Origin of the sequence: Saccharopolyspora dendranthemae, from assembly GCF_007829955.1 — a bacterium.
In the GTDB taxonomy this organism is placed as follows: domain Bacteria; phylum Actinomycetota; class Actinomycetes; order Mycobacteriales; family Pseudonocardiaceae; genus Saccharopolyspora; species Saccharopolyspora dendranthemae.
The window spans coordinates 1,529,027-1,549,084 of the sequence record NZ_VIWX01000001.1 but is presented as its reverse complement, the minus strand read 5'-3'; the positions used below and the strand labels follow the sequence as shown (position 1 = coordinate 1,549,084).

The window sequence follows — 20,058 nt, the reverse complement described above, 5'->3', positions numbered from 1 at the left end:
TTCAGCAGCGTCAACGCCCGCGTTCGAAATGGCAACCACTGTTCGGCATTGCGAATGGCCTCTTGCGCGCCCGCGCACGAGCTGGTTACGTCGCCAGCATCCGTCGGAGATCACAGCTCGGGAGGACGCGATGAGCACGCCGCGGCGCAGCGCCAGCTGGTTCGGGGCCCACGGTCGAGCGGGCATGACCGCCCGGTCCTGGGTGAAGAACCAGGGCTACAGCGACGAGGTGTTCGACGGGCGGCCCGTCATCGGGATCGGGACCACCTGGTCGGAGCTGGCCCCCTGCAACGCCCACCAGCAGCGCATCGCCGAGTCCGTCAAGCGCGGCGTGTGGCAGGCGGGCGGGTTCCCGCTGGAGTTCCCCAACATGGCGCTCGGCGAGACGCTGATGCGCCCGACCACGATGCTCTACCGCAACCTGCTGGCCATGCAGGCGGAGGAGACCATCCGCGCCAACCCGCTCGACGGCCTGGTGCTGCTCTCCGGCTGCGACAAGACGACTCCCGGGCTGCTGATGGCCGCCTCCAGCGTCGACCTGCCCGCCGTGATGCTCACCGGCGGTCCGATGCTCAACGGCAAGTACCGGGGAACCGACATCGGCTCGGGAACCGCCGTGTGGCAGGCCGAGGCGGACCTGGTCGCCGGCAAGATCGACCAGGAGGAGTGCTACTTCATCGAGGGCTGCATGTCCCGCTCCAACGGGCACTGCATGACGATGGGGACCGCCTCGACCATGGCCTGCGTCGTGGAGGCGCTGGGCATGCAGCTGCCCTACGCGGCGTCCTGGCCCGCCGTGGACGCCCGCCGCTACGCCACCGCGCAGCAGACCGGGCAGCGGATCGTGGAGATGGTCGGCGAGGACCTCAAGCCCTCCGACGTACTGACCCGCGAGGCGTTCCGCAACGCCATCCGCGCCAACGCCGCCATCGGCGGGTCCACCAACGCCGTGGTGCACCTGATCGCGATCGCCAAGCGCGTCGGTGTGGAGCTCACCGTCGACGACTTCGACATCGACACCCGAGAGGTGCCGACGCTGGTGAACCTGCAGCCCAGCGGCAAGTTCCTGATGGAGGACTTCTGCTACGCGGGCGGCTTGCCCGCCGTGCTGGCGGAGCTCGGCGGGCTGGTCGAGCGCGAGGCGATCACGGTCACCGGCAAGTCGATGGGCGAGAACATCGCCGGGGCCGAGGTGCACAACCGCGAGGTCATCACCTCGTTCGACGAGCCGTTCCAGGCGGTCGGCACCGGAACCGCGGTGCTGCGCGGATCGCTGGCGCCCGGCGGAGCGGTGATCAAGCAGTCCGCCGCATCGCCTCGGCTGCTGGTGCACCGTGGCACGGCGATGGTGTTCGAGGACGTCGACGAGTACTACGCGGTCTGCGCCGACGACGATCTCGACGTCGACGAGAACACCGTGCTGGTGGTCCGCAACGCGGGACCGAAGGGGTACCCGGGGATGCCGGAGGTCGCCAACGTGCCGGTGCCGAAGAAGGTGCAGGACGCGGGTTTCGACGACATCGTGCGCATCTCCGACGGCCGGATGAGCGGTACCGCCTACGGAACCGTGGTCCTGCACGTCACGCCGGAGGCCGCCGCGGGTGGTCCGCTGGCCTTCGTCCGCACCGGTGACACGGTCAGCCTCGACGTCCCCGGCCGCAGGATCGACCTGGAGATCCCGGAGGAGGAGCTCCAGCGCCGGCGGGCGGAGTGGGAGGAGCCGGACAACCCCTACTCCCGCGGTTGGCAGCGCCTCTACTACGACCACGTCCTGCAGGCCTCGGACGGAGCCGACCTCGACTTCCTGGTCGGCAAGTCCGGCCGCTACGTCCCCCGGGACGGCCACTGACTCCTCGGCGACACGCCCCTTCCCCCGGCTTTCCGTTCGAATGTCGCGCGACATTCGAGTCCGCACTTCGGGCGTCGAATTTCGCGCGACATTCGAGTGGGGTGGAGCTAGGCGGGGACCTGGGGGTCGCTCCAGCCGAGGTAGTTGACGAAGTAGGACGGGTCGTCGGCGTGACCGATGGCACCGTCGATGCTGCTGCTGTAGAAGCCGCCGTTGCCGTCGGCGATGCCGACGTGCCCGTACTGGTTGGTGTTCCAGTAGACGAAGGCGCCGGCCGGGGGCGTGGAACCGTCGGTGTGGGCCTTGCCCGCGTTGACGGCGCCGTTCCAGTGGTCGATGGCCGAGGGCCAGACGCCGGTGACGCCCCAGGCGTTCTCGACGGCTTTCTCGCAGTAGTTCTCGTACGAGCTGTCGCCCTGCTTGGCCTTGAACCACTCGACGGCGCCCGCGGCGGTCCCGTCGCCGGCGTCGTGCGGGGCGATGGTCGCCGGGGCGGTGGCGGCGGGTTCTGCGGCCGCAGCGGGTGCGGCCAGGGCGGAGTGGGCGGTCAGCGGGGCGAGGACCAGTGCGGTGGCGAGGCCTGCGGCGGCCAGCAGGCCGGGACGATGGTTTCTCACGAATTCCTCCAGAGACCAGAAAATCTCCAACGGGCAACGGAACGTTATAGGTCCGGAATGTCCTGGGCTAGAGGCGCGTCCAATTCCCGCCACGTCCGCCGCGTGCCCCGAAACCGGACATCACGCCCCCGCCCGTCACGCTTCGGAGCGGTCCGGCACGGGGCGTGGAAACGGGTGGCCCGAATCGCGCAACGTCCGGTGCGGCACTACCCGGTTCGGCGCAACGGCGGAGCGGCCGAACGGGTGGGCGACCATGAAGATGCGGCCGCCAGTGGTACCGGTAGCCTGTCGCGACGTGCCTTCCGCGGTTGCGACTGCTCCGCCTCGACCTACCCACGTCGAGCCGGTGGAGATCAACAAGCTCGCCGATGAGATCGGCGCGCGCCTCGTGCTCGTACCTGGTCACACCGCTGCCGATGCAGCGGTCACCGGTGCCACGTTGCGCGCTCAACACGTTCGCCCGGGCGACCTGTTCGCCGCGCTTCCCGGTGTCCGCGTGCACGGCGCGGACTTCGCCGAGCAGGCGCTCGAAGCCGGTGCGCGCGCGGTGCTCACCGACGCCGACGGAATCCTGCGCGCGGGCCTCACCGAGCATCCCGCGGTGCGCGAGGGACGCGTGGTGCTGCTGGAGCACGACGACCCGCGCGGCGTCCTCGGCAAGGCCTCCGCGCTGATCTACGGCGACCCGTCGAGCAAGCTGAAGATCCTCGGGGTCACCGGCACCTCCGGCAAGACCACCACCAGCTACCTGCTGGAATCCGCGCTCGACGCGGCCGGGTTCACGACCGGCCAGATCGGCACCGTGGAAACCCGGATCGCCGGTGAGCGCCTGGACAGCGCGTTCACCACCCCGGAGGCCCCCGACCTGCAGGCGCTGCTGGCCGTGATGGTCGAGCACGACGTGACCACGGTCGCCATGGAGGTCTCCAGCCACGCGCTGGCGATGGGCCGCGTGTCGGGCACCCGGTTCTCCGTGGGCGCCTTCACCAACCTCTCCCAGGACCACCTGGACTTCCACCGCGACATGGAGGACTACTTCCAGGCCAAGGCGCTGCTGTTCGACGGCCGCGCCGAGCGCGAGGTGGTCTGCGTGGACGGCGACTGGGGCCGCAGGCTCGTCACCTCCGACGCGGTGACCGTCTCGACGGAGAGCGCCGACGCCGGCTGGACCGCCACCGGCGTGACGACCTACCCGACCGGCGAGCAGACCTTCACCGCGCACGGTCCCGACGGCATCGAGCTGCCGATCCGGCTGCGCCTGCCCGGCCCGTTCAACGTCGCGAACGCGCTGCTGGCCATCGGCGCCCTGCACGCCGCGGGCGTGCCGCTGACCGCGATCGAGAAGGGCCTGGCCGAGGTCGACGTGCCCGGCCGCATGGAGCGTGTCGCGCTCGGGCAGGACTTCACGGCTGTGGTGGACTACTCGCACAAACCCGGTGCGGTTTCGGCCGTGCTGGACGCCGCGCGAGCGCAGGTCGACGGTGACGTCATCGTCGTGCTCGGCTGCGGAGGCGACCGGGACACCGCCAAGCGCCCGCTGATGGGCGAGGCCGCCGCGCGGCGGTCCGAACTGCTGATCGTCACCGATGACAATCCGCGGAGCGAGGAACCGGCCGACATCCGGGCCGAGATGCTGGCGGGGGCCCAGGAGGTGCCCACCGGCGAGCGTGGTGAGGTGATCGAGATCGGCGACCGGCGAGACGCCATCGCCGCCGCGGTCGAACGTGCCAAGCCCGGCGACATCGTGGTCGTCGCGGGCAAGGGCCACGAGACAGGACAGGAGGTGGCGGGCGTGGTGCACCCCTTCTCGGACCGGGAGGAGCTGGCCGCCGCGCTGCGCCATAGGCTTGGCCGCAACGAAGAAACCCAAGATCGTCGGGGGCGGGACGCGACAGCGGGCGCGTGAGCGTCGAGCGTCTGTCGGAGAGCGGACCAGTGGGCGGGGTGCGAACCCGGCCCGCCGGAAGCGGATGTCCCGCAAGAACACCGAGGAGGCAGGTTGATCCGGCTCAGCCTTGCTGACATCGCTTCGGCGGTGGGCGGCAGGCTTCACCGTGCGGAAGGTTCGGAGATCGTCGGCGCAGGGGTCGAGTTCGACTCGCGCAAGATCACCGACGGCGGACTGTTCGTGGCCGTTCCGGGTGAACGCGTCGACGGGCACGACTTCGCCGCGCAGGCGATCACCGACGGCGCCACGGGCGTGCTCGCCGCGCGCGAGGTGGACGCCCCCGCAGTGCTGGTGTCGACGGTGCCGGTCGAGGAGCGCTCCAGCGCCATGGCGCTGGCAGGCGACACCGACGGCACCGGAGCGGCCGTGCTGGGCGGGCTCGCGAAGCTGGCCCGCCACGTCGTGGACCAGCTGCCGAACCTGGCGGTCGTGGGCGTCACCGGCTCGTCCGGCAAGACGTCCACCAAGGACCTGATCGCGCAGCTGCTCACCCCGATGGGCCCGACGGTGGCGCCGCCCGGCTCGTTCAACAACGAGCTCGGGCACCCGTGGACGGTGCTGCGCGCCGACGAGCAGACCCGGCACCTGGTGCTGGAGCTGTCGGCTCGCGGCGTGGGGCACATCGCGAGCCTCTGCGAGGTCGCGCCGCCGAGCATCGGCGTGGTCCTCAACGTCGGCCACGCGCACCTCGGCGAGTTCGGCTCGCAGGAGGCGGTCGCGCAGGCCAAGGGCGAGCTGGTCGAGTCGCTGCCCGAGGACGGCGTGGCGGTGCTCAACGCCGACGACCCGCTGGTCGCGGCGATGGCCGAGCGCACCCGGGCTCGCGTGGTGCTGGTCGGCGAGTCCCCGAACGCGCACGTGCGGGCCGAGGACCTCGAGGTCGACGAGTTCGCCAGGCCGACGTTCACGCTGGTCACCGAGTCCGGCAAGGAGACGGTGACGCTGCCGCTGGTCGGCGAGCACCACGTCGGCAACGCGCTGTCGGCCGCGGCCGTGGCTCTGGAGCTGGGCGCGACGCTGCCCCAGGTCGCCGAGCGGCTGGGCACCGTCCAGCGGGTCTCCGCGCGACGCATGGAGGTCGCCGAGACCCCGAGCGGCGTGACCGTGGTCAACGACGCCTACAACGCCAACCCCGAGTCGGTGCGCGCCGCGCTGAAGACGCTGGTCTCGATGACCCGGGGTCGTCCGGCGCGCGCGTGGGCGGTGCTCGGGCCGATGGCCGAGCTCGGCGACGCCGACGTCGAGGCGCATGACGAGATCGGGCGGCTGGCCGTCCGGCTGAACATCGACCGGCTCGTGGTGGTCGGCGAACAGGCCCGGGCGATGCACCAAGCGGCGTCGCTGGAAGGGTCGTGGGGAGAGGAATCGGTGCTGGTTCCGGACGTCGACGCGGCCGTCGCGCTGCTGCGCGCCGAGTTGCGTCCCGGAGATGTGGTGTTGACCAAGGCGTCCAACTCGGCCGGGTTGTGGCGGGTCGCGGAAGCCTTGTTCGCCGATGGCGGTAATGGAGAGCAGCAGCAGTGAAGCCGATTCTGATTTCCGCCGCGGTGGCGCTGGTCATCTCGATCCTGTTCACGCCTTACCTGATCCGGGTGTTCTCCCGGCAGGGATTCGGTCAGGAGATCCGCGAGGAGGTGCAGGGCACGCACGCCGCCAAGCGCGGCACGCCGACCATGGGCGGCATGGCCATCCTGGTGGCGATGTGGTGCGGCTACCTCGTCACCCACCTGGTGATGGGTGATCAGCCCACCGCCACCGGCCTCCTGGTGCTGGGGCTGACCACATCGCTGGGCATCGTCGGGTTCCTCGACGACTTCATCAAGATCCGCAAGCAGCGCAACCTCGGTCTGAACAAGACCGCGAAGCTGGTCGGACAGCTGGTCGCCTCCGTGCTGTTCGCGATCCTCGCGATCCAGTTCCCGAACCAGAACGACGTCACGCCGGCGTCGGTGGACCTGTCGTTCCTGCGGGACATCACGGTGATCTCGTTCGGCGCGGTCGGTTTCGTGATCTTCGCCTACATCGCGATCAGCGGCTGGTCCAACGCGGTCAACTTCACCGACGGCATGGACGGCCTGGCCGGCGGCACGGCGGCGATGGTGCTGGCCACCTACGTGCTGATCTCGTTCTGGCAGCTGCGCAACGACTGCTTCAACTCCGGTCCGGCGCCGGGCTGCTACACCGTGCGCGACCCGCTGGACATCGCGGTGGTCGCGGCGGCGGCGATGGCCGCCTGCGTCGGGTTCCTGTGGTGGAACGCCGCGCCCGCGAAGATCTTCATGGGCGACACCGGATCGCTGGCGCTGGGCGGGCTGCTGGCCGGCCTGTCGATGGTGACCCGCACCGAACTGCTGATGATCATCATCGGTGGCGTGTTCGTCGTCGAGGCGCTGTCGGTGGTGCTGCAGATCGTGGTGTTCCGGACGACCCGGCGACGGCTGTTCCGGATGGCCCCGTTCCACCACCACTTCGAGCTGGCGGGCTGGGCCGAGACGACGGTCATCATCCGGTTCTGGGTGCTGGCCGGGATCAGCTGCATGTTCGGCGTCGGCCTCTTCTACGCGGACTGGCTGGCGCTGGCCCGGTAGAAAGGTGTCGAGCGTCTTGCGCAGCGCGGAACCTGGCTCCGGACGCCGTTCCTGATGGGTGCGGCGTCCTCGCCGGACGACGTGTCAGAACCCGCAGCGGTGCGGGTTGCTCAGGCGGGCCAACGGCTTCGCCGTTGAAGACCGAGTGAAGGAGGCGCAGTGGCTGCGAGCCGGTACCGAGGGTTGCGGGTGCTGGTCGCCGGTGCCGGGGTGTCCGGGCGGTCGGCGGCGGAAGCGCTGCTGGCCGCGGGCGCTGAGGTGACGGTGACCGACGGCTCCGCGGACCGGTTGGCCGCGCTCGCCTCGCTGGAGGCGCAGGGAGCCCGGCTGGTCGCCGGTCTGGAGACCCCGCCGGAGGACACCGATCTGGTGGTCACCAGCCCCGGTTGGCGTCCCGACGCGCCGCTGCCCGCGGCCGCTGCCGCCGCCGGTGTCGAGGTGATCGGTGAGGTCGAGCTCGCGTGGTGGCTGGACCAGGAACGGCCGGAAGGCCCCGCGAGCTGGCTCGCGGTGACCGGGACCAACGGCAAGACGACCACCGTGAGCATGCTGGAGTCGATCCTGCGCGCAGCCGGTGTCGACGTGGTGGCCTGCGGGAACGTGGGCCTGCCGGTGGTGGACGCGGTGCGCGCGGGCCACCGGGTGCTGGCCGTGGAGCTCTCCAGCTTCCAGCTGCACTGGCAGCAGGCGCTGCGCCCGGAGGCCGCCGTGGTGCTCAACCTCGCCGACGACCACCTCGACTGGCACGGTTCGCTGGAGTCCTACGGCGAGGCGAAGGCGAAGGTGTTCGCGGGCAACGACGTCGCGGTGTTCAACGCCGACGACGAGTGGTCCTCCCGGCTCGTCGACGCCGCCGGCGCCAAGCGCGTGTCGTTCACCCTCGAAGCGCCCGAGGACGGGCAGCTCGGGGTTGCCGAAGACCGCCTGGTGGACCGCGCTTTCGGTGACGGCGTTGCGCTCGCGGCGCTCTCGGAGATCCGGCCCGCGGGGCCGCACAACGTCGCGAACGCGCTGGCCGCGGCAGCGCTGGCCCGCGCGCACGGCGTGGAACCGACCGCCGTGGCCGACGGGCTGCGCAGCTTCGAACCCGGCGCGCACCGCTCCGTCGTCGTCGCCGAAGCCGACGGTGTGTCCTACGTCGACGACTCGAAGGCCACCAACCCGCACGCCGCCGACGCCGCGCTGCGCGCCCACGACTCCGTCGTCTGGATCGCGGGCGGGCTGCTCAAGGGCGCCGACGTCGAGGACCTGGTCCGCGCCAACGCCGGGCGACTGGCGACCGCCGTGCTGATCGGTCGCGACCGGGCCGAGTTCACCGCCGCGCTCGGTCGACACGCCCCGGATGTGCCCGTGCACGAGGTCGCAGCAGGGGACGATGCGGGCATGCTCGAAGCAGTTCGCCTGGCACACGCCTGCGCGCGGCCCGGCTCGGTGGTGCTGCTCGCCCCGGCCGCCGCGTCGATGGACATGTTCACCGACTACGCCCACCGCGGCCGGGCTTTCACCGACGCGGTGCGCGACGTGCTGTCCGAAACCCCGGCGGCGACGACCCGCGGCGGGTGATCCGGTGACCACCGCTGCGACGAAGACCGCTCCCCGGCGTCCCCCTCGCAAGACCGCCGGGGCGACCGTGCTGTCCACGCTGACGGCGTGGCTGACCCGCCCGCTGGCCTCGTTCCACCTGCTGCTGGCCGTGTTCGGCCTGCTCACGGTGTTCGGTCTGGTGATGGTGCTCTCGGCGTCCAGCGTCGATTCGTTCAACCGGGAGGGCACCTCCTACAGCGTGTTCGTCAAGCAGGTCATGTACTGCGTGGGCGGGCTCGGGCTGTTCTACATCGCGCTGCGCGTTCCGGTCCGGCTGATGCGCCGCTACAGCCTCCCCCTGCTGGCCCTCTGCCTCGGCCTGCTCGTGCTGGTGCTGACCCCGCTGGGAACCGAGCTCAACGGCGCGCGCAGCTGGTTCATGGTGGCCGGCGTGTCGTTCCAGCCCGTCGAGTTCGCCAAGGTCGCCTTCGCCCTGTGGGGCGCGCACGTGCTGGTCACCAAGCGCGGCCTGATGACCCAGTACCGCCACCTGCTCGTCCCGGTCGTGCCGGGTGCGCTGCTGATGTTCGCGCTCGTGATGCTGCAGCCCGACCTGGGTTCCACGATCACGCTGTTCATCGTGCTGCTGGCGCTGCTGTGGTTCGCCGGTGCGCCGCTGCGGCTGTTCCTGATGATGGCGCTGGGCGCGGTCACCGGTGGCGTCGTGCTCGCGATGGTCGCCGAGTACCGGATGGCGCGGTTGACCACCTTCCTCGACCCGCTGTCGGACCCGTCGGGCAACGGTTACCAGGCCATGCAGGGACTGTTCGCGCTCGCCGACGGCGGCCTGCTCGGGCGCGGTCTCGGCCAGGGCTGGTCGAAGTGGCAGTACCTGCCCAACGTGCACAACGACTTCATCTTCGCGGTCATCGGCGAGGAGCTGGGCTTCATCGGCTGCGCCGTCGTGCTGATGCTCTACGCGACCACGGCCTACGTGGGCATGCGCATCGCCTTCCGCAACACCGACCCCTTCATCCGGTTGGTCGCGGCGACCCTGACGACCTGGCTGGTCGGTCAGGCGGTGATCAACATCGGCTACGTCGTGGGTCTGCTGCCGACCACGGGTCTGCCGCTGCCGCTGATCTCCTCGGGCGGGTCCTCAGTGGTCACCAGCATGCTGGTGTTCGGCCTCCTCGCGAACTTCGCCCGGCACGAACCCGAAGCCATCGCCGCGCTACGGTCTCTGGGACCGGGGCGGGTCGGCAGGTTGCTCCGACTGCCCACCCCGGCGCCGTACCGCCCGCCGGCGAGGCGGAAGACTTCCCGGCCCGTTCCCCGGACCAGGCCCGGTGCCAAGAGCTCCGGTGCGCCGGGACAGCGCCGGAGCGGAGCAGAACCCCGCGCACGAGGTGCGCGCAGCGGGCCCGGCTCACGGGCTCAGACACGAGGAGGACACCGTTGAGCGGTGACCAGACGGTCCGCATCCAGCGCCTGGGCGAACCGCAGGGCGCCGGGATGGGCATGCGTCGTCTTTCGGTGGTGGTCGCAGGAGGCGGCACCGCGGGGCACATCGAACCGGCGCTGGCGCTGGCCGACGCGGTGCGACGCGTCCGCCCGGACGCGCAGATCACCGCGCTGGGCACCGAACGAGGGCTGGAGAACCGGCTGGTCCCGGCTCGCGGATACCCGCTGGAGCTGATCCCGCCGGTCCCCATGCCCCGCAAGCCCAACACCGACCTGCTCAAGCTGCCGCTGAAAGTGCGCGAGTCCGTTCACCAGACCCGCGACGTGCTCGACAAGGTCGGCGCCCACGTCGTCGTCGGCTTCGGCGGCTACGTCTCGCTGCCCGCCTACCTCGCCGCCCGCGGCCGGGTGCCGATCGTGGTGCACGAGGCCAACGCCCGCGCCGGGCTGGCCAACAAGGTCGGCGCCAAGCTCGCTTCCCGCGTCCTGTCGGCGACCCCCGACAGCGGACTGCCCGGGGCGCAGACGATCGGCATCCCGCTGCGGGAGTCGATCACCAGGCTGGACCGCTGGAAGCTGCGGATGCAGGCCCGTCAGCACTTCGGGCTGCACCCGCACGCGCCGACGGTCCTGGTCTTCGGCGGTTCCCAGGGCGCGCAGACGCTCAACACCGCCTTCTCCGGCGCCGCGCAGGCCATCGGCCGCGCGGGCATCGGCGTGCTGCACGCCCACGGACCCAAGAACAGCGTCGCGATCCAGCAGGTCATGGGTGCGCCGATCTACCGGACCGTGCCGTACCTGGAGCAGATGGACCTCGCCTACGCCGCCGCCGACCTGGTCGTGTGCCGGTCGGGCGCGATGACCGTCGCCGAGGTCTCCGCCATCGGCCTGCCCGCCGTGTTCGTGCCGCTGCCGCACGGCAACGGCGAGCAGGCGCTCAACGCCCAGCCGGTCGTCAGCGCCGGGGGAGCCCGGCTGATCGCCGACGAGGAGCTGACGCCGCAGCGGGTCATCGACGAGATCGTCCCGATGGCCCTGGACGCGCAGCGGCTGCAGATGATGAGCCAGGCGACCATGGGCACCGGCCACCGCGAGGCCGACCAGGTGCTCGCCCGCATCGTGATGGAGGTGGCGGGTCAATGACCGCCGACATGGAGCGACTGCTCGATCGGGTCCACCTGGTGGGCATCGGCGGGGCCGGGATGAGCGGCATCGCCCGCATCCTCCTCGCCCGGGGACACCAGGTCTCCGGCTCGGACGCGCGCGACTCGCGCACCGTCATGGCGCTGCGCGCGCAGGGCGCGAGCATCGGGATCGGGCACCACGCCGAGAACCTCGACCTGCTGGACCAGGAGCCGACGGCCGTCGTCGTCTCCACCGCGATCCGCCCGGACAACGCCGAGCTGGTCGCCGCGCAGGAACGCGGCATCGCCGTGCTGCGACGCGCCGAGGCGCTGGCCGGGCTGATGTCCGATCACCGCGTGGCCTGCGTCGCCGGAACGCACGGCAAGACCTCGACGACCTCGATGCTCACCGTCGCGCTGCAGCACTGCCGCGTCGACCCGTCGTTCGCCATCGGCGGCGACCTCAACGAGTCCGGCGCCAACGCGCACCACGGCGACGGCGGCGTCTTCGTCGCCGAGGCCGACGAGAGCGACGGATCGTTCCTGGCGTTCGCGCCCTCGGTGGCGGTCGTGACCAACGTCGAGCCCGACCACCTGGACCACCACGGGACCGCGGAGGCCTACACCAAGGTCTTCGAGGACTTCGTCGGTCGCATCGAGCCCGGCGGCGTGCTCATCGTCTGCTCCGACGATCCGGGCGCGGAAGTCCTCGCGGCGCAGGCGGAATCGGCCGGGCTGCGCGTGCGCCGCTACGGCGCGAACGCCACCGCCGAGGGTGACGCCCGGCTCGCCGGCTACCGCGCCGAGCAGGGCATGGGCGTGGTGTCGGTGGAGCTCGTGGGCGTGACGTCCGGGTTGGTCGACGTGCAGGTCGCCGTCCCCGGCGAGCACATGGCCGCCAACGCCGTCGCCGCACTGCTCGCCGGCCTGGAGCTCGGTGCTCCGCTGGAGGGGATGCTGGAAGGCCTGGCCGCCTTCGGCGGTGTGCGGCGCCGCTTCGAGTTCAAGGGGCGGGTCAACGGCATTCGCGTCTACGACGACTACGCCCACCACCCGACCGAGGTCGCCGCGCAGCTGCGCGCGGCTCGCCCGGTCGCCGGTGCGGGCAGGGTCGTCGTGGTCTTCCAGCCGCACCTGTTCTCCCGGACCGCGACCTTCGCTGCGGAGTTCGCGGAGGCGCTGGGCCTGGCCGACGAGGTCGTCGTGCTCGACGTCTACGGCGCCCGCGAGGACCCGCAGCCGGGTGTGACCGGCAAGCTGATCTCCGACGCCATCCCGCTGCCGGCTGAGAACGTGCACTTCGAGCCGTCCTTCACCGATGCGGGACCGCGCGTCGCGGGCCTGGTCCGGCCCGGCGACCTGGTGCTGACGATGGGCGCCGGTGACGTGACCATGCTCGGCCCGGAGATCCTCGGCGAGCTCGACCGCGCCGCGGGTTCCCTCGGCAACGGCGACGGGGAGGACCTGGGGTGACCGATCGGGGCGCGGCGGAGCGAGCGCGGCGCCGGCAGGTGCGCCGGAGCGCGCCGCCCGTTCCGGCTTGGCGGCGCTTCCTGCTGCCGGGCGTGCTGGCGGTGGTGACGATCGGTTTCCTGGTCGTCTACTTCTCGCCGCTGGTGGGCGTGCGCACCGTGCGGGTGGAGGGCAACGGAACCCTGCCGCCCGACGCGGTGATCCAGGCCGCGGAGGTGGCCGAAGGCACCCCGATGCTGCGGGTTGATCCCCAGCAGATCCGGGAGAACCTGCACGCGCTGCCCAAGGTCGCCGACGCGCAGGCGGTGCTGGACTGGCCGTCCACAGTGCTCATCAAGGTCACCGAACGCGCTCCGGCGGCGTACTTCCGCGCCACCGACGGGGTTCGCCTGCTCGACGTGGACGGGGTGCCGTTCCAAACGGTCTCCGCCCCGCCCGCCGGGGTCCCGGAACTGCGCGCGCCCAAGGCTTCCGCCGAGGACCCGATGACCCGCGCGGGGCTGTCGGTGCTGGTGGCCCTGCCGCTCCCGGTGCGGGCCGAGGTGACCGCGGTGCTCGCGCGCAGCCCGAGCGACATCCGGCTGGAGCTGACCGGCGGCCGGAGCGTCGACTGGGGGACGATCGAGGACACGCCGCGCAAAGCGCTGATCCTGCCGTCGTTGCTGACCCGTCCCGGCAAGGTCTACGACGTTACGACACCTGCGCTGCCGACGGTCGCCTGAACGGCCGCCGGTGAGCGGCACCGGTTCAAGATCATCATCTGCGCGCTAACGTGGTGCCGTGTTCAGGGTGAGTGGTGACGCGCCGGAAGCGGTCTTCTCCGGAGGAGCCGGTGCGGCGGAGCGGACCCGCCGCTTACGTCCCGTCCCCCCACCTGCGGCGCCGGTGTTCCGGGCGCCCTCGGTCGACATCGCCGAAGCCGAGGAGTTCCTGCGGCTGTTCCACGCCGAGAACCCCGTCGACACCCCGATCCAGCACCGGCTGGCGCGGATGCGCTACGAGGTCGAGACGATCGGCACCTACCGGCACACCGCCGAGGAGCTCGCCTACGGCGCGAAGGTCGCCTGGCGCAACAGCGCTCGCTGCATCGGCCGGTTGTACTGGCGCAGCCTGAAGGTCCGCGACCTGCGCGACGTGCACACGGTTTCCGGCGTGGCCGCGCACTGCGTCGAGCACCTGCGGATGGCCACCAACGGCGGCAAGGTGCGTCCGGTGATCAGCGTGTTCCCGCCCGAGACCCCGCAGCGCCCCGCTCCGCGGATCTGGAACGAGCAGCTCATCCGCTACGCCGGGTACCGCAACGCGGACGGCTCGGTCCTCGGCGACCCGCGCTACGTCCGCTTCACCGAGGCGGTCACCGGCTTCGGCTGGCGCGCTCCCGCCCGCCGCACGGGTTTCGACCCGCTGCCGCTGGTGGTGGAGACCCGCGAGGAGGGGGCGCACATGTTCGCGCTGCCCCCGGACGCGGTGCAGGAGGTCCCGATGACCCATCCCGAGCTGCCGTGGTTCGCCGAGCTCGGGCTGCGCTGGCACGCGGTTCCGGTCATCAGCGGGATGCGCCTGTCCATCGGGGGCATCTCGTACCCCGCAGCGCCTTTCAACGGCTGGTACATGGGAACCGAGATCGGTGCCCGCAACTTCGCCGACCACGACCGCTACGACCTCGTCCCGGTGATCGCCGAGCGGCTGGGCCTCGACACCTCGCGCGAGGACACCCTCTGGCGGGACCGCGCGATGGTCGAGCTCAACCGGGCGGTGCTGCACTCCTACCAGCAGGCCGGGGTGACGATCACCGATCACCACACCGAATCCCACCGGTTCCTCACGCATCTGGAGAAGGAGGAGGCTGCGGGCCGCAAGTGCCCGGTCGACTGGTCCTGGATCGTCCCTCCGATGTCGGGCTCGCAAACCCCGGTCTTCCACCGCTACTACGACACCGAAGCGTCGGGCCCCAACTACTACGCCGACGAAGTGGCCACCCACCGCGCCCTCGCCGGAGGCCCACCCCACTTCACCTGACCACCCACTGCCGCTCCGCCGGACCCGCCCTCCGCACCGGGCACCCGCGTCACCGCTGCGGGTCACCGCTGCGGGTCACCGCTGCGGGTCACCGGTGGGCGGTGAACCTCGCCAGGTCCCAGTTTTAGTCCAAACCGAGGACGCTCCGCGCCCGAAATGTCGGCTCAGTTATGACTAAAACTGGGACTTGCCCGGAAGGAGTGATCCTGGTGGGTCCATTGACTGGGTGATCGGGGTCACTTAGCGTGCTTGGTAATCGTTTGCTGGGCCTCTGGGGGTGGTCGGGTGACCGGATCAGTGGGGCGGCGAGCGTTCCTCGGCGGGATGGGGGCGCTGGCCGCCGGACCTGCGCTGGTGGGCTGCGCGCCGAAGCCCCGGGAGCTGAGCCTCTGGAACTTCTACGGCCCCGGCGGGCAGCAGAAGTCGCAGAGCGACTGGTTCGTCCAGCTGGCCGAGGAGTGGAACGACACCCACGACATCAAGATCCGGCTCCGCTACGTCCCCAACAAGGACTACAAGTCCGGCCCCACCCTGCAGACGTCCTTCAGCGCCGGAGCGGGTCCGGACGTCTTCCTGCTGAGCCCGGGCGACTTCCTGCGCTACTACAACGGCGGAGTGCTCGCCGACCTCACGCCGCACCTGGATCCGGCCGTGCGCGCGGACTTCCTGCCGCAGGTGCTGGAGACCAGGCTGGTCGACGACCGGGTCTTCGGGCTGCCGATGGAGATCGAACCGCTGGCCCTGTACTACAGCGAGGAGATCTTCGAGCAGCAGCACCTCGCCGAGGGTGACCTGCCGCGCACCTGGGACCAGCTCCTGTCCCTGGCGCAGCGCCTCACGAACCGGGACCGCTTCGGCCTGCTGCTGGAGACCAACCCCGGTTACTACGAGAACTTCACCTTCTACCAGTCCATGTGGATGGCGGGGGGCGAGGTCTTCAGCCCGGATCACCGCAGCGCCGCCTTCGACAGCCCGCAGGTGCACCAGGCGCTGCGCTTCTGGCAGGAGACCGTGAACCTCGGCGCCGCACCGCGCCGGGTCCGCGGCACCGGCGGCAACGACACGATCTCCAACATCGCCGACGGCTACTGCGCCATGCAGCACGCCGGGATCTGGGCGATCGCCGAGATCGCCGAGCAGGCACCGGATTTCCGCTACGGAGTGATACCCCTGCCGACCCCGCCCGGTGGTGCTTACACCACGGCTCTGGGGAGCTGGGCGATGGTCGCCAACGGCAAGAGCGAGAACGCCGACGCGGCAGCGGAATTCGTCGTCTGGGCGCTGGGGTCGACCGATCCCGAGTGCATCGAGCGGATGCGTCGCTGGAACACGGTCGCCAAGACCAACCTGCCGCCGCGCTACTCCGTGCAGCAGGTCGCCGAGCAACGCGGAGCGTTCGCCGACGGCGCGATGCGGGTCTTCGCCGACGAAGTGATGGCCGAGGCCCGGCCGGAACCTCGCTACCCGCCGGAGATCTACCGCGCGGTCTCCGACGCGCTGCAGTCCTGCCACCTCGGCGGTGGCGATCCGGCCGAGGCCGCCGGCGCCGCGGCCGAGCAGATCAACACGTTCCTGTCCACCTACGACGGAGCGCAGATCAATTGAGCCGCGTGAAGAGATCCGACGCCTCCGCCGCTGCCGCGTTCCTCGCGCCCGACGCGCTCGGCCTCCTGCTGTTCATCGCCTTGCCCGCGCTCCTGGCGCTGATGGTGGGCTTCTTCGAGGTCGACGGCTTCGGCAACGTCGAGTGGGCCGGGCTGGAGAACTTCCGGCTGATGGCCGGGGACGGTCTGCTGTGGAAGAGCTTCGGCATCACCCTCGGCTACGCCGCGCTGTTCGTGCCGCTGGCGTTCTTCGCCGGGCTCGGCCTGGCGCTGCTGGTGTCGGAGCACTTCCCGGGTGTGGCGGTGGTGCGCGCCGCGCTGTTCCTGCCGAACGCGGTGAGCCTGGTGGTGATCGGCCTGCTGTGGCAGTTCCTGCTCACCGACAAGACGGGCGCGGTGGCGAAGCTGACCGGGCTGGACGAGGTCTCCTGGCTGGGTGATCCGACGCTGGCGCTGCTCACGCTCGTGCTGATCAGCGTGTGGTTCCTGATGGGCTACCAGATGCTGATCTTCCTGGGAGGCTTGCAGGACATCCCGCGCGAGTACTACGACGCGGCCACCGTGGACGGTGGTGGTCCGTGGCAGCGGTTCCGCCACGTCACGTGGCCGATGCTGCGCCCGACGAGCTTCTTCGTGCTGGTGACCTCGCTGATCAACGCGGTGACCGGGTTGCAGGCGTTCGACCTGGTCTACGTGCTGACCTCGGGCGGCCCGGCGAACTCCACCACCACGGTCGTCTACTACGCCTACCAGCAGGCCTTCCTGTTCGGCCGCTTCGGCTACGCCTCGGCGATCTGCGCGCTGCTGGTCGTGGCGCTGGGCGCGATCACCGGTGCCCTGTTCGCGTTGACGAGAGGAGGCCGGTTCGATGCCTAGGCCCCGAGCCGTCGCCGCGTACCTGATCGCCTTCGGCACGGTCGCGCCGCTGCTGTGGTTCCTGCTCAGCGCGTTCCGCCCGGAGTCGGAGCTCTACAGCCTCGGCTGGCCGGGCGAGCTGACGCTGGCGAACGTGATCTACGTGCTCACCGAGGTGCCGTTCCTGCGCTACCTGGGCAACAGCGCGTTCGTGGCGGTCACGGTCACCGTCATCGCACTGTTCTTGCACTCGATGGCCGCCTACGCGCTGGCCCGGTTGTCCTTCCGGGGGAGAGGTTTCGCGTTCGCCTCGGTGGTGGCGACGTTGTTGATCTCGCTGCCGGTGATCCTGGTCCCGCTGTTCATGGTGGTCCGCGCGCTGGGGCTGGTGGACACCTACGCGGGACTCATCGTGCCGGGCCTGTTCAACGCCTTCGGCGTGTTCCTGCTGCGCCAGTTCTACCTCGGCATCCCCAGCGAGCTGGAGGACGCCGCGCAGCTGGACGGCTGCGGTCACTGGCGCATCTACTGGCACGTCGTGCTGCCGCTGAGCAGGCCGATGCTCGCCGCGCTGGCCGTGCTGTTCTTCCTGGCCAACTGGAACTCCTTCCTGTGGCCGCTGGCCGTGGCCCAGGACGAGTCGCTGCGCGTCGTCCAGGTCGGCATCGCCTCGCTGCAGGGGCAGTTCTCCTCGAAGATGCACTACGTCATCGCGGCCGGGATGCTTGCCGCCCTGCCCACGGTCCTGGTCTTCCTCTTCGGCCAGCGCTGGCTCGTCCAGTCGCTGAAGACGACCGGCTTGCGCTGAGGTCGTCGGTGGTCGGTCGTAGGTTGGGCGGGTGCGGGCTGCTCGGTTGGTGTCGCTGTTGTGCTTGTTGCAGGTCCGGGGGTCGATGACCGGACCTGAGCTCTCGCGCGAGCTGGAGGTCTCCGAGCGGACCGTGGCGCGCGACGTGCTGGCACTCGCCGAGGCGGGGGTTCCGGTCTACGCCGAGCGCGGGCGAGGTGGTGGGTACCGGTTGCTCGGCGGCTACCGGTCCAAGCTCAACGGTCTGCACCGGCAGGAGGCCGAAGCGCTGTTCCTGTCCGGAGTGCCGGGGGCGGCGATCGACATGGGGCTCGGCGAGGCCGTCGAAGCCGCCCGCCGCAAGACCACCGCCGCGCTCGCCCCGCCGTTCCAGGACGCGCCCCAGCGGGTGGGGCAGCGCTTCCACCTCGACGCTCCCCGCTGGTTCCGCGAGGCCGAAACATCCGCCCTGCTACCGGAAATCGGCCGCGCCGTGTGGGCGGACCTGAGGATCAGCGCCAAGTACGAGCGCGGCGAACTGCTCGTCCACCGCGAGCTCGAACCGCACGGACTCGTGCTCAAGGCCGGCGTCTGGTACCTCGCGGCGCGCTGCGACGGGCGGTTCCGCACCTACCGGGTCGACCGGTTCCGCGAGGTCAGCACGGGGGAGGAGTTCGAGCGCGACGAGGACTTCGACCTCGCCGGGTTCTGGGACCGCACCGCGGAGGAGTTCTCCCGGTCGCTGCTCACCCTCGACGTCGACCTCCGCATCAGCGCCACCGGGCTCCGCCGCCTGCACGCCACCACCGAAGGACTCGCCGCCGCCGAAGCCGAGGCGGTCGCCGGTGAACCGGACGAGCGCGGCTGGGTCCGCACCACGTTCCGGACCGAATCGATGCGGGTCGCGTTCGCGCAGATCCTCGCGCTCGGCCCGGAAGCCGAGGTCCTGGCGCCGGAAGAGCTGCGCCAGGATCTCGCCCGCACCGCGGAGCGCTTCGCCGCGCTCTACCGGTAGTCCGCCACGTCGCCCTCGCCGTCGACCCACTCGACCTCCAGCGCGAACCGCCAGCAGTCCGGCTGCGACCCGTCGGTGTCGGTGAACCCGTACTCCCCGGCCAGGAAACCGCTGGACAGCGACTGGGTGTTCCATCGGGCCACGTCCGGATCGGCCGCCAGCGCCACCACCGCGCGGCCCACGTACGCCGGTGATTCGGCGATCGCGAAAGCCGCTGGGGCGATCGTGGACTCGCGCCAGTTGTCCTCGGTGACCTCGTAGTGCTCCAGCATCATCTCCGAGCGCAACCACCCCGGCGTCAGCGACACCGCGGTGCCGCCCAGCGGTGCCAGCTCCTCTCCCTGGGCGCGGGCCAGCCGGTGCATCGCCGTCTTGGCGACGTCGAAGAACGCCCCGCACTCGTTGCGGTAGAACTTCTCGTGCACTTCGGCAGTGCCGTCGGTGAGCTCCACGACCAACCCGCCCGGACGCCTGCTCAGCAGCGCCAGCGCGAAGTGGCTGGTGATCATGTGCGCCTCGATGCCGGTGCGCAGCCGTTGCAGGCCCTTGGTCAGGTCCTGCTCCCAGATCGGCTTGTTCCAGTCCATCAGGTGCTCGCCGCCGAGGTCGTTGACCAGCACGTCCAGCCGCCCCTGCTCGGATTCGACGCGCCGCACCACCTCTCGCACCTCGTCCGGGACCGTGTGGTCGACCCGGACCGCGATCCCCTCGCCCCCGGCGCGGGTGACCATCTCGGCGGTGTCCTCAATGGTCTCCGGCCGGTCGTAGTCCGAGCGCTGCGTGCGGGTCGTGCGCCCGGTGCAGTACACCGTCGCGCCCGCCGCCCCGAGCTCCACGGCGATCCCCCGCCCGGCTCCCCTCGTCGCGCCCGCGACCATCGCGACCTCGCCTCGCAAATCCGCTGCCATCGCGCACTTCCTCCGTCTCGACGCTGACGAGAGGAGACGCTGGCAGCCAAACCAGACACCCGCAGTCCGGATTTCCGGCGCTGTCCGCTGCGACGAAGCCGTTGCGCCAATCGCGACTGCCTCAACCAGGTGATCGGGTCGCCAGGTACGGTGTTCGATGTGGTGATCACGTCCGCGACGGGGTCATCGCACCGGGGAGGAACGAAGAACTGGGCTCGCTGCGGCGACGAGCGGACCCGCTGAGCAACACGGACGACGTCGGGGTGCGAACCCCGAGGTGCAC

The 20,058-nt window shown here is 70.8% G+C and carries 16 protein-coding genes; 14 read left to right on the top strand and 2 right to left on the bottom strand.

What is annotated here, in order from left to right; all coding sequences use genetic code 11:
- Window positions 1-130 precede the first annotated feature (130 nt).
- A complete protein-coding gene (locus FHU35_RS06950; RefSeq protein WP_145737512.1) occupies window positions 131-1,849 on the top strand; it encodes an IlvD/Edd family dehydratase in 1,719 nt (572 codons plus the stop codon).
- 107 nt (window positions 1,850-1,956) lie between these two features.
- On the opposite strand, the gene FHU35_RS06945 is transcribed toward FHU35_RS06950, so the two are convergent.
- Window positions 1,957-2,466: a CHAP domain-containing protein gene (locus FHU35_RS06945; RefSeq protein ID WP_145737511.1), complete on the bottom strand. Its 510-nt coding sequence runs from the start codon at window positions 2,464-2,466 to the stop codon at window positions 1,957-1,959.
- A gap of 259 nt (window positions 2,467-2,725) precedes the next feature.
- On the opposite strand from FHU35_RS06945, the gene FHU35_RS06940 reads away from it, so the two are divergent.
- From FHU35_RS06940 to FHU35_RS06880, 13 genes are all read left to right on the top strand, one after another.
- Window positions 2,726-4,372, top strand: coding sequence for a UDP-N-acetylmuramoyl-L-alanyl-D-glutamate--2,6-diaminopimelate ligase (locus FHU35_RS06940; RefSeq protein WP_145738009.1), 1,647 nt, complete (start codon window positions 2,726-2,728; stop codon window positions 4,370-4,372).
- Between the two features lie 93 nt (window positions 4,373-4,465).
- Window positions 4,466-5,938, top strand: coding sequence for a UDP-N-acetylmuramoyl-tripeptide--D-alanyl-D-alanine ligase (locus FHU35_RS06935; protein ID WP_145737510.1), 1,473 nt, complete (start codon window positions 4,466-4,468; stop codon window positions 5,936-5,938).
- A complete protein-coding gene (mraY, locus tag FHU35_RS06930; protein WP_145737509.1) occupies window positions 5,935-7,002 on the top strand; it encodes a phospho-N-acetylmuramoyl-pentapeptide-transferase in 1,068 nt (355 codons plus the stop codon). The genes FHU35_RS06935 and mraY overlap by 4 nt, the downstream gene beginning before the upstream one ends.
- Before the next feature lie 159 nt (window positions 7,003-7,161).
- Window positions 7,162-8,565, top strand: coding sequence for a UDP-N-acetylmuramoyl-L-alanine--D-glutamate ligase (murD, locus tag FHU35_RS06925; RefSeq protein ID WP_145737508.1), 1,404 nt, complete (start codon window positions 7,162-7,164; stop codon window positions 8,563-8,565).
- Between the two features lie 4 nt (window positions 8,566-8,569).
- The gene (gene ftsW, locus FHU35_RS06920; protein WP_145737507.1) at window positions 8,570-9,988 is read left to right on the top strand and encodes a putative lipid II flippase FtsW; all 1,419 of its coding nucleotides are present in this window, start codon (window positions 8,570-8,572) and stop codon (window positions 9,986-9,988) included.
- A 53-nt stretch (window positions 9,989-10,041) separates the two neighbouring features.
- Entirely contained in the window at window positions 10,042-11,133 is a 1,092-nt protein-coding gene (murG, locus tag FHU35_RS06915; protein WP_145738008.1) for an undecaprenyldiphospho-muramoylpentapeptide beta-N-acetylglucosaminyltransferase, read from the top strand.
- Complete coding sequence (murC, locus tag FHU35_RS06910; protein ID WP_145737506.1) at window positions 11,130-12,587, top strand: UDP-N-acetylmuramate--L-alanine ligase; 1,458 nt, start codon at window positions 11,130-11,132, stop codon at window positions 12,585-12,587. Before murG ends, murC begins: the two co-directional genes overlap by 4 nt.
- Window positions 12,584-13,309, top strand: coding sequence for a cell division protein FtsQ/DivIB (locus FHU35_RS06905; protein WP_246110108.1), 726 nt, complete (start codon window positions 12,584-12,586; stop codon window positions 13,307-13,309). Before murC ends, FHU35_RS06905 begins: the two co-directional genes overlap by 4 nt.
- Window positions 13,310-13,367: 58 nt before the next feature.
- Window positions 13,368-14,606, top strand: a complete 1,239-nt coding sequence (locus FHU35_RS06900) for a nitric oxide synthase oxygenase (protein ID WP_145737505.1) — start codon at window positions 13,368-13,370, stop codon at window positions 14,604-14,606.
- 285 nt (window positions 14,607-14,891) lie between these two features.
- Window positions 14,892-16,211, top strand: coding sequence for an ABC transporter substrate-binding protein (locus tag FHU35_RS06895; protein WP_246110107.1), 1,320 nt, complete (start codon window positions 14,892-14,894; stop codon window positions 16,209-16,211).
- Window positions 16,212-16,216: 5 nt separating this feature from the next.
- The gene (locus tag FHU35_RS06890; RefSeq protein ID WP_246110106.1) at window positions 16,217-17,086 is read left to right on the top strand and encodes a carbohydrate ABC transporter permease; all 870 of its coding nucleotides are present in this window, start codon (window positions 16,217-16,219) and stop codon (window positions 17,084-17,086) included.
- Window positions 17,079-17,873: a carbohydrate ABC transporter permease gene (locus FHU35_RS06885; RefSeq protein WP_145737503.1), complete on the top strand. Its 795-nt coding sequence runs from the start codon at window positions 17,079-17,081 to the stop codon at window positions 17,871-17,873. Before FHU35_RS06890 ends, FHU35_RS06885 begins: the two co-directional genes overlap by 8 nt.
- Before the next feature lie 31 nt (window positions 17,874-17,904).
- Entirely contained in the window at window positions 17,905-18,867 is a 963-nt protein-coding gene (locus tag FHU35_RS06880) for a helix-turn-helix transcriptional regulator (RefSeq protein ID WP_145737502.1), read from the top strand.
- Here FHU35_RS06880 and FHU35_RS06875 read toward each other — a convergent pair.
- Window positions 18,858-19,775, bottom strand: a complete 918-nt coding sequence (locus tag FHU35_RS06875; RefSeq protein ID WP_145737501.1) for an SDR family oxidoreductase — start codon at window positions 19,773-19,775, stop codon at window positions 18,858-18,860. The genes FHU35_RS06880 and FHU35_RS06875 overlap by 10 nt on opposite strands.
- Between the last annotated feature and the right edge of the window lie 283 nt (window positions 19,776-20,058).

Excerpts from the sequence above, each read along its gene's own strand:
- FHU35_RS06950 (WP_145737512.1), top strand. The coding sequence starts at position 131 with ATGAGCACGCCGCGGCGCAGCGCCAGCTGGTTCGGGGCCCACGGTCGA.
- FHU35_RS06940 (WP_145738009.1), top strand. The coding sequence starts at position 2,726 with ATGCGGCCGCCAGTGGTACCGGTAGCCTGTCGCGACGTGCCTTCCGCG.
- murG (WP_145738008.1), top strand. The coding sequence starts at position 10,042 with ATGGGCATGCGTCGTCTTTCGGTGGTGGTCGCAGGAGGCGGCACCGCG.
- murC (WP_145737506.1), top strand. The coding sequence starts at position 11,130 with ATGACCGCCGACATGGAGCGACTGCTCGATCGGGTCCACCTGGTGGGC.
- FHU35_RS06885 (WP_145737503.1), top strand. The coding sequence starts at position 17,079 with ATGCCTAGGCCCCGAGCCGTCGCCGCGTACCTGATCGCCTTCGGCACG.
- FHU35_RS06875 (WP_145737501.1), bottom strand. The coding sequence starts at position 19,775 with ATGGCAGCGGATTTGCGAGGCGAGGTCGCGATGGTCGCGGGCGCGACG.